This window comes from Bartonella sp. MR90HLJMH, from assembly GCF_042194115.1.
Lineage (GTDB): Bacteria > Pseudomonadota > Alphaproteobacteria > Rhizobiales > Rhizobiaceae > Bartonella > Bartonella grahamii.
The window spans coordinates 65950-78212 of sequence record NZ_JBHIMM010000006.1 but is presented as its reverse complement, the minus strand read 5'-3'; the positions used below and the strand labels follow the sequence as shown (position 1 = coordinate 78212).

Annotated in this window: 13 protein-coding genes; 8 read left to right on the top strand and 5 right to left on the bottom strand. The window is 36.2% G+C overall.

The genetic code is table 11. The features are described 5' to 3' along the window. The first annotated feature begins 145 nt into the window (after positions 1-145). From sfsA to radC, 3 genes are read left to right on the top strand one after another with little or no spacing between them, the layout of a single operon-like run. A complete protein-coding gene (sfsA, locus tag ACFIJ9_RS05545; RefSeq protein ID WP_375636088.1) occupies positions 146-862 on the top strand; it encodes a DNA/RNA nuclease SfsA in 717 nt (238 codons plus the stop codon). Next, positions 855-1685 carry a type I methionyl aminopeptidase gene (gene map, locus ACFIJ9_RS05540; RefSeq protein WP_375636087.1) on the top strand — a complete coding sequence of 277 codons (831 nt, stop codon included), beginning with the start codon at positions 855-857 and terminating at the stop codon, positions 1683-1685. Before sfsA ends, map begins: the two co-directional genes overlap by 8 nt. Positions 1686-1702: 17 nt before the next feature. After that, positions 1703-2497 (top strand): DNA repair protein RadC, encoded by a 795-nt coding sequence (gene radC, locus ACFIJ9_RS05535; RefSeq protein WP_375636086.1) that lies wholly within the window; start codon positions 1703-1705, stop codon positions 2495-2497. 44 nt (positions 2498-2541) lie between these two features. Here radC and ACFIJ9_RS05530 read toward each other — a convergent pair whose 3' ends face one another. From ACFIJ9_RS05530 to ACFIJ9_RS05515, 4 genes are all read right to left on the bottom strand, one after another. Next, positions 2542-2754, bottom strand: coding sequence for a DUF3126 family protein (locus ACFIJ9_RS05530; RefSeq protein WP_015856411.1), 213 nt, complete (start codon positions 2752-2754; stop codon positions 2542-2544). A gap of 614 nt (positions 2755-3368) precedes the next feature. Further along, positions 3369-4142 carry an alpha/beta fold hydrolase gene (locus ACFIJ9_RS05525; protein ID WP_375636085.1) on the bottom strand — a complete coding sequence of 258 codons (774 nt, stop codon included), beginning with the start codon at positions 4140-4142 and terminating at the stop codon, positions 3369-3371. Beyond that, positions 4139-4651: a DUF192 domain-containing protein gene (locus ACFIJ9_RS05520; protein WP_375636084.1), complete on the bottom strand. Its 513-nt coding sequence runs from the start codon at positions 4649-4651 to the stop codon at positions 4139-4141. Before ACFIJ9_RS05520 ends, ACFIJ9_RS05525 begins: the two co-directional genes overlap by 4 nt. A gap of 243 nt (positions 4652-4894) precedes the next feature. Further along, a complete protein-coding gene (locus ACFIJ9_RS05515; protein ID WP_015856414.1) occupies positions 4895-5470 on the bottom strand; it encodes a cold-shock protein in 576 nt (191 codons plus the stop codon). 323 nt (positions 5471-5793) lie between these two features. Between ACFIJ9_RS05515 and ACFIJ9_RS05510 the strand changes: the two genes are divergently transcribed. The 5 genes from ACFIJ9_RS05510 (at position 5794) to ACFIJ9_RS05490 (ending at position 10652) form a co-directional block, all read left to right on the top strand. Further along, a complete protein-coding gene (locus ACFIJ9_RS05510) occupies positions 5794-6927 on the top strand; it encodes an ABC transporter substrate-binding protein (RefSeq protein WP_015856415.1) in 1134 nt (377 codons plus the stop codon). Between the two features lie 114 nt (positions 6928-7041). Beyond that, positions 7042-8118 (top strand): branched-chain amino acid ABC transporter permease, encoded by a 1077-nt coding sequence (locus ACFIJ9_RS05505; RefSeq protein ID WP_273787948.1) that lies wholly within the window; start codon positions 7042-7044, stop codon positions 8116-8118. After that, complete coding sequence (locus ACFIJ9_RS05500; protein WP_273787947.1) at positions 8118-9176, top strand: branched-chain amino acid ABC transporter permease; 1059 nt, start codon at positions 8118-8120, stop codon at positions 9174-9176. The genes ACFIJ9_RS05505 and ACFIJ9_RS05500 overlap by 1 nt, the downstream gene beginning before the upstream one ends. Continuing rightward, positions 9173-9955 carry an ABC transporter ATP-binding protein gene (locus ACFIJ9_RS05495; RefSeq protein WP_015856418.1) on the top strand — a complete coding sequence of 261 codons (783 nt, stop codon included), beginning with the start codon at positions 9173-9175 and terminating at the stop codon, positions 9953-9955. Before ACFIJ9_RS05500 ends, ACFIJ9_RS05495 begins: the two co-directional genes overlap by 4 nt. After that, the gene (locus tag ACFIJ9_RS05490; protein ID WP_015856419.1) at positions 9942-10652 is read left to right on the top strand and encodes an ABC transporter ATP-binding protein; all 711 of its coding nucleotides are present in this window, start codon (positions 9942-9944) and stop codon (positions 10650-10652) included. The genes ACFIJ9_RS05495 and ACFIJ9_RS05490 overlap by 14 nt, the downstream gene beginning before the upstream one ends. Positions 10653-10747: 95 nt before the next feature. Here the strand turns inward: ACFIJ9_RS05490 and gatA are convergent, their stop codons facing one another. Then, a complete protein-coding gene (gene gatA, locus ACFIJ9_RS05485) occupies positions 10748-12232 on the bottom strand; it encodes an Asp-tRNA(Asn)/Glu-tRNA(Gln) amidotransferase subunit GatA (protein WP_375636083.1) in 1485 nt (494 codons plus the stop codon). Positions 12233-12263 lie beyond the last annotated feature (31 nt).

The window sequence follows — 12263 nt, the reverse complement described above, 5'->3', positions numbered from 1 at the left end:
TTAAAGTGGACGATGGAATTTATAACAATTTATATAGGATATCGTAGCGTTTTTTACATCAATTTTATCTTTTTTTTATAGGGAATAGCCGCTACAAATCATAATCTCAGTTGAATTATGAAATCATAAATCCTAAAAAAGGGATATGCACTTTATTCCCAAACTTTTTCCTGCAAAGCTTATCCGTCGTTATAAACGTTTCCTTGCGGATGTTCAACAAGATGATCAGCATGTCCTCACCGTATCTGTACCTAATACAGGATCAATGCTTGGATTAACAGCTTTCAACTCCAATATCTGGCTTTCATATCATAATAACATCAAACGAAAATATGCCTATCAATTAGAAATTATTGAAGCCGATAATACTTTGGTTGGCATTAATACTGCTTTACCCAATAAACTTGCATTAGAAGCAATTCAAAACGGATTACTACCAGAATTAAGTGGATATAAAACAATTTTAAAAGAACAACGCTATGGAACACAATCACGAATTGACTTTCTTTTACGTGACGACATTCTTCCTGACTGTTACCTAGAAGTCAAAAATGTTCATTTTATTCGTCAAAAAGGATTAGCAGAATTTCCTGATAGTGAAACAAAACGTGGAGCACGTCACCTTGATGAGCTCATAGGAGTTGTACAACAAGGAAAAAGAGCTGCTATGCTTTATATTATTCAACGAGAAGATTGCGCAGCTTTTACAATCTGTCATGATCTTGATCCACTCTATGGACGTAAATTTGATTTAGCATTAAAATCAGGAGTAGAATGTTATGCTGTAAAGTGTCACATAAGTGTAGAAGGCATTTTTCCGATTCAGAGAGTAAAAATAGAAAACAGAAAAAACAATGACTGAGTATATTGAATATAATAAAAGCCCTTTAAAATTTAATGGAAAAATTCGCATTTTCGATGATTATGCTTTTGCTAAAATGCGTGAAGTTGGTCGCATTGCTGCAGAATGCCTTGATGCGCTTACGGATATTATTAAGCCAGGCGTTACTACGCAAGAAATTGATGATTTTGTATTCATTTTTGGTGCTAAGCGAGGAGCACTTCCTGCTGATCTAAATTATCATGGATACAGCCATTCATGCTGTACATCTATCAATCACGTTGTCTGTCATGGCATTCCCAATAAAAGACCCTTGCAAGAAGGCGATATTGTGAATGTGGATGTAACCTTTATCCTTGATGGTTGGCATGGGGATTCAAGCCGAATGTATCCTGTTGGAAAAATCAGGCGTGCTGCAGAACGCCTGCTAAAAATAACCTATGAAAGTCTTATGAAAGGAATCGCTGTTGTTAAGCCTGGAGCAACCACAGGTGATATTGGTGCAGCCATTCAACAGTATGCAGAATCTGAACGATGCTCAATTGTGAAAGATTTTTGTGGACATGGTATTGGGCAGCTTTTTCATGATGCACCCAATATCCTCCATTATGGAACCCCTGGAGAAGGAATAGAATTAAAACAAGGTATGATGTTTACAATTGAGCCTATGATTAACCTTGGTAAACCACAAGTTAAGATTTTATCTGACGGTTGGACTGCTGTTACCCGTGACCGCTCTCTGACAGCACAATATGAACATACAATTGGTGTCACAAATGAAGGGTATGAAATATTTACACAATCTCCTAAAAATATTTTTTATATTCCAAATTCGCATACCTAACGCAATGTAGAGATGTTATGGCTAAAAAATTAAATCAAAAGGAAAATACTCAAAGTGATCACTTTGCATTAACATCGAGTTCTCCACTCACCCCAGTATCAGAAAGAAAAAGTGAAGACCCTCAGAAAAACGCACAGCTCCATAAACATTATCAAGGACACCGTGAGCGTCTTCGGAAGCGTTATTTAAAGTCAAAAGGAAATGCAATCGAAGATTATGAATATCTTGAATTATTGCTTTTTCGTACAATACCCCGTGCAAACACAAAACCCATAGCTAAAAATTTGATAGCACGTTTTGGTTCATTAGCTGATGTGTTGGGAGCAGATATTCACCGACTTCAAGAAATTCCAGGATGTGGTCCCGCCACTGCAATTGATTTAAAAATTATTTCAGATGTTGCTGGACGTCTTGCTCGTGCGCAATTGTTTAAACGCGATATTTTTTCATCATGGGATAAAGTGTTAGCTTATTGTAAAGCTGTTATGGCTCACGAAACACGTGAACAATTTCGTATTTTGTTTCTTGATAAGAAAAACGGCTTACTTGCTGATGAGGTGCAACAAACTGGAACCATTGATCATACCCCTGTTTATCCTCGTGAAGTTATTTCTCGAGCTTTAGAGTTATCCGCATCAGGACTTATCTTAGTCCACAATCATCCTTCTGGCGATTCCACCCCCTCTGATGCAGATATAACAATGACATATAGATTAAAAGATGCAGCAAATGCGTTAGGCATTATTATCCATGACCATCTTATTATTGCACGAAATAATCATACGAGCTTTAAAGCATTAAAACTTATATAAATCTTATGGGATAAAAAAGACTTCATTCAACTATGAACAACAAATCAATTTTCTAAATCAATATCTAATATAGCCATTGAGAAATTATAGGAGAGCTCATCTTCATCTTCATCTCGATAGATAATGCCTAAAAACTCATCTCCCATATAAACCTCACAAGAATCACTCTTTTTAGGCCGTGCTCTAACTTGCAATGCTGAGTTTTGGAATATATTTTTTAAATAATTATCAAGTTTTTTTATTTCATCAGCATTCACTATGCTCTCCTGTTTTTTTAACGATTTAAATAACTGCGTGTCGCGCAAATAAGACAACCTCATGATTCTGTAAAGTTAGTAAAAAAGCTTAATCTGAATATTTACTTAATATTACATATATTTACAACGCGCTTTATACATTTATAAAAAACTTTTACAAAAGGATTCTATCATTATTAAATATACCCGTATAGATTAAAAAATGGCAAAAACTGTATATTTTTAATAATTTTACTTTATCTCCAATTTTAGCATACGCATTTAGAATGCATATTCGTAAGAAAAATTGATCAATAATTTATAATTTTGTTCCTTTTATAAAGGATAAAAATAATAATACTTTTTTTATTTAAAATTACATTTTTTAGAAAAAAATATTATTATATCATTCAAAAATAATTCTTTTTAATAAATTTTAAAGTATAATTATCTAACCCTAGAAGAATTACATCTCTAAAAAATATACAAAATAGGCTAATAAGAGTTTAGCTTTCTTCCCATTTTTTATAAAAAACTTATGTCACAATAGAAAAATTTTTAAATAAGCGTTTTTCAATTTATACGAGATAAAAATATTGAGTATTTTTGTGAATGCTAGAACCTATGAAGAATGCTTATCTTATAGGATAACGAGAAAGAAAATCTATAACGCCTTTTTTATAAACTTTATCGCCTACAGCAAGCATATGATCTCGACCAGGAATTGATAAAGCTTCACCACAAGGCAATAAAGCTGCTAACGGCTCTGCTGCACCGCCAATTTCATCTAATGAACCAACGGCAACAAGTGCAGGTTGCTTAATTTTGTAAACTTCAGATGCCGTTAACTCCTGTTTTGATGTGATAATACAAGCAGCAAGAGCACGTTTATCGCTTTTCGTTTGATCTGCAAATTTACGGAACATTAAACCGCGCGTATTAGTAATAGTAGAAATATCTTCTGCTAAAAGTGCCTCAGCAACAGGCTCCCAATTTCCCGCTCCCGTTACCATACCAATACCTAAACCACCAAAAATGACACTGTGTACATATGTTGGATGCAAAAGAGCCATGAAAGCACTAATACGAGCCCCCATAGAATATCCCATAACATGGGCTTTAGATATCTCTAAATGCTGTAGTAACTTTATTGCGTCGCCAGCCATAGCTTGAGGTGTATAAAAAACAGGGTCATAACTTTTAACTGAATCTCCGTGACCGCGATTATCAAGAGCAATAACACGATATCCTGCTTCAGTGAGAATGCGAAACCAACCCGTTGCATACCAATTCACTCGTGCAGAAGATCCAAAACCATGGATCAACAAAACAGGCGCACCCTGCCCTTCTTCTCGATAAGCAAATCGCAAACCATTATATTCAAAAAAACGAATATCTTCAGCGGTCATTTTTTATTGCACTTTCCACAAAGTACAGGATGAATAACACGTTGCCCTTTTTGTATCTTTTTTTCAGAAACTTCACCAGCATTAATCTCAAGTGCAAAAGCTGCAGGAACTTCCGATGAAATGGTATTTGTCGAAAATGGAGAAGTGTTTTCAATAATCGATACAATAATTCCCTCAGAGTTTAAGAAAATCATATCTAAAGGTAAAGGCGTATTTGCCATCCACATAAAAATTTTCTGTTCATCTCCCGATTGAGAACTTTTTAGCTGCTTAAAGAGCATTGCACGATCGCGTGGAAAATCAGTCCGATACATTAAACCAGCCGCGGCTTGAGACGGCGTAAAAGCAATCTCTACCTTATAATAAACCGTACCTTGCTTTGTATGTATTTCTAAAGGAATCGGATGAACAGGAATCTCTATGGGCTTTTTTGCTACAACAACACGCATTTCTAACATAAAAAGCATTACCAATAAAACAATATACCCCTTTTTAAAAGGCTTTAACATTCTTGTCTCCACCACAGAAAATTTTTAAATTTTGTTTCTAAAATAAAAAGTACCAGAGTTTAAAAGTCAAAAAAATAAGAGGGGTGCCCCCTTGTTGTTTTCTAGTTTCTTTCAACGTAATACGCGCAACTTTCTCCATTTGGTTTATGGATTCACTAGAGCCATATTTTCTTTAAAAACCTACCTCTATAGAAATTTACGGAATAACCCCCTTTAAAAACATACTGTTTTTATTCGTGAAATTCAATGCGTAGCTAAAGGAATGCCTATATCCGGATAAATCTCTGCTGTCATTAAACCTTTTTCTCCTTTACCAAAACGTACAAGAACAACTTGGCCGGAACGAAGCTCTGCTAAACCAAAACGGCGCAACGTTTCCATATGAATAAAAATATCTTCTGTTCCTTGCCCACGGCTAAGAAAACCGTATCCTTTGTCACGATTAAACCATTTAACAATTGCACGTTCTAGTCCACTTTCTGGAGTAACAACAACATGGGTACGGGCTGGAACTTCTGATGGATGAATTGCTGAAGAACAATCTATGGATTTCACCTGAACGCACTTTAATCCTCTTTCAGTTTTTTCCACAGCACAAATAACTTTTGCTCCCTCCAAAGCTGTTTGAAAACCATCCCTTCGCATTACCGTAACATGCAATAATATATCGGGGAAATGAGGTAAATCAGGTACAATAAATCCATACCCCTTACTACCATCAAACCACTTAATGACACCACTGATTTCGATAATCTCCCCACAAGCACCTATACTATCTTCAGATAGGGGACAATCTTTTAATGCATCCTTACTCGTCATAATAACGTGATCCTGTAGCTTATAAATTGTACGATATTGATTCTCTAGGTTTAAGTAAACATTGCTCTTGTATCAACACGCAAGCCCCAAGATAAGATTTCCCCATATTGTCGTATCTTCTATGTTAATGTCAGAGAATATCAACATGAATATTTATAAAACTATTTGATTGTAAGCTTTACATATCTTACAAAGAGTGCCCTACAAAAGAGGTTATATGAAAGGTTTTTTACATAATGATATTTTCATAAATGTGTAACTTGCATGATGAAGAAGTTCAATATAAGGTGAAAAAACAACAATTCAATTAAGGAAAATGCGCAATGCAATTGAAGAAAATCCTTACGACAATCACAGCATTCATGGCATTTACTGCAAATGTTTATGCAAGTGAACCTATCAAAATTGGTGTTTATCTTCCATTAAGTGGTCAAAATGCATTTGGAGGTCAGCTTGAAATTAGAGGTATAGAATTAGCCCATAAAAAAATTCCAGAAATTTTAGGACGTAAAGTAGAACTTGTTATTATTGATAATAAGTCTGATAAAGTAGAAGCAGCTAATGCTGTTATGCGTTTAACAGCAAGTGAAAAAGTAAGTGGAATCATTGGTAGCTATGGTTCCTCGCTTTCGTTGGCAGGTGGTGAAATATCTGAAAAAGCAAAGACTCCAACCATTGCAACTTCCTCAACAAGTCCTCTTGTTACACAGGGTAAAAAATATTATTTCCGCGCTTGTTTTATTGATTCCTATCAAGGAGTGGGAATCGCGACTTACATAAGTCAAACTTTACACGCAAAAAAAGCAGCTATCCTCAAAGATATTTCAAACGATTATGCCATTGGTCTTGCAAGCTACTTTATGCGTGCTTTCAAAAAATTAGGTGGTGAAGTTGTCTCAAATTTAAACTATAATTCCGGAGATCAGGATTTTTCAGCTGTTCTTACGCAAATTATCGCGCAAAAACCTGATATCTTATTCATTCCATCTTACTTTTCTGAAGGTGCTATCATTATGAAACAAGCACGAGAATTAGGAGCAAAGTTTCAAATTATGGGTGGAGATGCTATGGATAATCCAGAAACCATTGCGATTGCAGGAAAAGCTTCAGAAGGTTTCTTACATACGACACTTCCCTATAGTGAGGATATGCCAAATATGTCAGTAGCTGCGCAAGAATTCACAGCAGAATGGAAAAAAGAGTATCCTGACAAAGAGCCGAATATCAATTCTGTTTTGGGATATACGAGTTATATGATGTTCATGAAGGCTATTGAAAATGCTGGTAGCGCTGATCGTGAAAAAATTACTATCGCTCTTAGCAAATTAAAAGATTTTCAAACCCCCTTCGGTGATATGTCAATGGATGAAAATCATAACCCTAAGATTCCTATTGGTATCATTAAAATACAGGATGGAAAACGTGTTTATTTAGAAGAGGTTAAACCTGCTTTTTAATTAAAAAGTTTTACTTATTAAAATGCAAGAATTGGTTGAGGATCTTTTTCTCAACCAAAAACTTAGAAATTTCTTGTTATCCTATGTAAATTAACAAATGTGGAAGGATGAGAGATGAGCACTGAAATGTTCATCCAGTATTTTTTTAATGCACTGGCATTGGGATCTCTTTATGGGCTTATCGCTATTGGTTACACCATGGTCTACGGTATACTGAGACTCATTAATTTTGCTCACGGTGATATCTTTATGCTGGGAGCATATTTTGTTTTCTTTTCCACAATTAGCTTTATGCCTGCTTGGGCAGCACTTCTTCTTTTGTTTCTCGCGGCTCTTATTTATTATTCGGTCTTTATAGGGTTTAAAAGGCGCCCTTCAATTTACTGGATTGCTGTTTTTTTAATCCTTGCGTTAGGTTTTGTTTATTATTTTAAAATTTCTCCACAAGATTTTACCCCGATTTGGGTTTTAGCTCTTTGTTTTTCCATTTTTATTACAAGTGCAGTGGGTATTATTGTTGATCAACTTGCCTATAAACCTCTACGCCATGCTCCGCGTATCTCGGCGCTTATCGGTGCAATTGGTGTTTCTTTTTTTATTGAAAATCTTTCTACTGTACTCTTTAGTGGTGTTCCGAAAGGTGTAAAACAACCAGATTTTCTTGTAACACCATTTTTATGGCATTTAGGATCAGGAGCAGATGGTATCATTAGAATTGCTCCCATGTCTCTGATCGTTCCCGTTGTGTCATTGATTCTTATTGTTTTACTGTTATGGATTATCCATAAAACAAAACCGGGTCTTGCTATGCGTGCAATCTCCCATGATATTGAAACGACGCGTTTGATGGGTGTGTCTGTCAATAAAGTTATTGCATTTACATTTGGAATAGGCTCAGCTCTTGCCGCTATAGCAGGTATTATGTGGTCTTTACGTTATCCTCAAATTCAGCCTTATATGGGCGTTCTTCCTGGTCTCAAAGCATTTATCGCTGCTGTTATCGGAGGTATTGGTTCGATACCAGGAGCAATGTTGGGAGGATTGTTATTAGGGTTTATTGAAATTATGATTATCGCATTTTTCCCCGCGCTATCTGGATATCGAGATGCCTTCGCTTTCATTTTATTGATTCTGATTTTATTGATATTGCCCACAGGATTAATGGGTAAAAAAAGTCAGGAGAAAATCTAATGGCAAAGTCAGTGACAACTGTTTTATCTTGTATAAGTGTTTTAGTTCTCATAGGTTTTTTATTTTATGCTGATAGCCATTTTAATGACTATACGCTTCGTATCATAAATCTGATTGCTATTAATGCGATATTAGCAATTTCGCTTAATTTGATTTACGGTTTCACAGGTATGTTTTCTCTTGGACATGCTGGATTTATGGCTATTGGTGCTTATGTTTGCGCAATTTTACTTCTTTCCCCTGAACAAAAAGAAATGATGTGGATTCTGGAGCCTATCGCTGAACCATTGTATCATCTGCAATTACCTTTTTTTGTCGCTGTTGTTATAAGTGGTATATGTGCTGCAGTTGTAGGTTTATTGATTGCTTTGCCAATATTACGTCTTGGTGGTGATTATCTTGGAATTGCAACATTGGGTTTTGCAGAAATTATTCGCATTGTCATTACGAACGCAACATCGCTTACAAATGGCTCTTTAGGTATCAAGGGAATACCTCAAAATGCAACATTATGGTGGAACTATGGTTGGTTAGCATTTACTGTTCTCTTTATTGTCCTTTTACTGCAAAGCAATACTGGTAACGTATTACGTGCCATTCGTGATGATGAAATTGCTGCGAAAACTATGGGAATTAACGCTTTTTTCTACCGTAGTTTTTCTTTTACTGTTGGAGCGTTTTTTGCAGGTATAGGTGGAGCATTAATGGCTGCTCTTATTTCAACTATTGATCCCAAAATGTTTAATTTTCTTCTAACTTTTAATATTTTGATGATTGTAGTTGCTGGTGGTCTCGGCTCAATTACAGGAAGCATTATTGGCAGCATTATTATTACAGTTATGCTTGAATGGCTTCGTATTATTGAAAGTCCATTTGACTTAGGTTTTATACATATCCCAGAAACACCAGGACTTCGCATGGTTGTTTTTTCTCTTTTATTGCTGGTAATTATCTTGTTTTGGAGAAAAGGGTTGATGGGACAACGAGAATTCTCATGGAATGGAATTTATAGCTTTTTGACACGCAAAAAGCTTTCTAATACTGAGGGAAAGCTATGAACGACACCATCCTTTCACTCAATAATATTGTAATGCGTTTTGGCGGATTAGTTGCTGTAAATAATATTAATATGGCAATTAAACGAGGAAGTATTACTGGATTAATTGGTCCCAATGGCGCTGGAAAAACAACAGTTTTCAATATGATTTCTGGATTTTATGCTCCTACAAGCGGCGTCATTCTTTTTGATGAGCAAAAAATTTCTGGAGCGCCTCCTTATATTATCTGTAGACGCCATATTGCCAGAACATTTCAAAATATTCGTCTTTTCTCAGGGTTAACGGTTTTGCAGAATGTTATGGTAGGAGCGCATGTTCGACAAAAATATCCTTGGTTTTCTTCAGCTCTATTTTTTTCAAAAGCAATGAAAGAAAAGAAGGAAGTTTATAAAAATTCCTTGGAGCTCCTTGAACAGCTACAACTTGATCACCTTGCCAATCAATCGGCAACAGCTTTACCTTATGGTGTGCAACGACGTCTAGAAATTGCACGCGCGTTAGCCACAAAGCCCAAATTGCTTCTTCTTGATGAACCTGTTGCTGGCATGAATCCACAAGAAAGTGAGGATCTTAGAAAATTCATAGCAAAAGTGCAAAAAGACTTTGATCTTACAATTCTTCTTATTGAGCACGATATGAAAGTGGTTATGGGGCTTTGCCAACATATTTTGGTTATGGAATATGGCTGTTGCATTGCCAATGGTACACCAGATGAAATTCGTAATAACCCTAAAGTTATTGAAGCTTATCTTGGCGGAGATGTTTATGGATATTCTTAAAATAAAAAATCTTTACGTTCATTATGGCGCCATTAAAGCTGTCCAAAATCTTTCTATGTCCATAAAAAAGGGAAGTATTGTCACTTTAATTGGAGCCAATGGTGCAGGAAAAAGCAGTATTGTACGTTCTATTACAGGACTTAATCGCTCTGTTTATGGAAAAATTACCTATAATGGCAAATCTATTATTAAAAAATCACCAGAAGAGATTTTGCGATTAGGTATTGCTCTAAGTCCTGAAGGACGCCGTATCATGCCCCATCTCACTGTTTTAGAGAATCTTCATCTAGGCGCTTATATTCGTCACGATAAGCAGGGAATTTCCCGTGATATTGAATGGATATTTGATCTTTTTCCGCGTCTACGTGAAAGAGCAAAACAGTTAGGAGGAACAATGTCAGGTGGTGAACAACAGATGGTTGCTGTGGGTCGTGCACTCATGAGCAATCCTGATATGGTCATATTAGATGAACCATCGTTGGGGTTGGCACCGCTTCTCGTTCGAGAAATTTTTTCGATTATTAGAAAAATTAATGAGATGGGAAAAACTGTTCTTCTTATTGAACAAAATGCATTTGCTGCGCTTTCTATAGCTGACTATGCTTATATTTTAGAGGTAGGGCATATTTTATTTCACGGTGAAGGTAAAACTATGCTCTCTGATTCGCGTGTTAAAGAAGCCTATCTTGGTGGATAAAGACTACGAATTGAGGAAATAGAGTTCATCACTCCACCTTTTAAAAAAGCATTTCTCATCCTCAATGAGAAATGCTCCTTTACGAAGTTTGATTATTACATCCACCATTTTTCTGCACTGAATATCCCTGCTTCTTTTTCAATAATGTGCGCTATCTGAAAAATGACTTCCTCAGCAAAAGGTTTACCAATCAATTGCAATCCTAGAGGCAAACCATTTGATGACAGACCTGCAGGAACAGAAATTCCTGGTAAACCAGCCATATTAACGGGTACCGTAAAAATGTCATTAAGATACATTGCTACAGCATCATTTTTTATTTTTTCATCAGCAATACCAAAGGCAGGTGTTAGTGTTGCTGGTGTTAGAATAGCATCAATGCCTGAAGCAAAACATTGATCAAAATCACGTTTTACGAGTGTTCTTACTTTTTGAGCTCTTAGATAACAGGCATCATAATAACCAGATGAAAGAACATAAGTCCCAACCAAAATACGTCGCTTGACTTCATCACCAAAACCAACAGAGCGCGTGTTTTCATACATCTCAATGATGTCTTTTCCAGGCACGCGTAGACCAAAACGCACACCATCATAACGTGCTAAATTAGAAGAGGCTTCTGCAGGAGCTATAATATAATAAGAAGGTAGAGCATATTTTGTATGGGGCAAAGAAATGTTCTTAATCTCAGTTCCTGCTTCCTTTAACCAACTTATGCCTTTTTTCCAAAGCTCAATAATTTCTGGAGACATTCCATCCATATGATATTCTTTTGGGATACCAATTTTCATTCCTTTAATTGATTGACCAAGATAACTTTCATAATCAGGAACTGGTAAATTCACGGAAGTAGAATCTTTTTCATCAAAAGAGGCCATTGATCTTAGTAAGATAGCACAATCACGAACATCTCTAGCAACAGGTCCAGCTTGATCAAGGGATGAAGCAAATGCAACAACGCCCCACCGTGAACAACGTCCATAAGTTGGCTTTATTCCTACAGTTCCAGTAAAAGCTGCTGGTTGACGTATTGAGCCACCTGTATCGGTTGCAGTTGCACCGGCACAAATTTGTGCAGCAACAGCGGCAGCAGATCCTCCCGAAGAACCACCGGGTACGAGTTTTTCATTCGAGTCTTTTTTTCTCCACGGATTAATAACGGGACCATAATATGATGTTTCATTGGATGAGCCCATAGCAAACTCATCCATATTAAGTTTTCCTAACATTACAGCACCGTCTTGCCATAAATTAGCCGTGACAGTTGATTCATAATGCGGTTTAAAACCATCAAGGATATGTGAACAGGCTTGAGTATGAACACCATAGGTTGCAAAAAGATCTTTAATCCCCAAAGGAATTCCTTCTAAAAGCCCTCCCTGCCCTCTCGCTAAGCGACTATCTGATTCAACAGCCATTTTCATTGCCTGTTCTGCTGTTATTGTTACATAAGCATTCAAAATTGGATTAGCTGATTCTATTGCTTGTAAATAAGCTTCCGTTAATTCTGTTGCTTTGAGATTTTTCTTTGTTAGAGAATCACGAGCTTGCGCAATTGTGAGGGTTGTTAAATCGGTCATATTGGTTCTCAAATTTCAAAAATATAAAAAG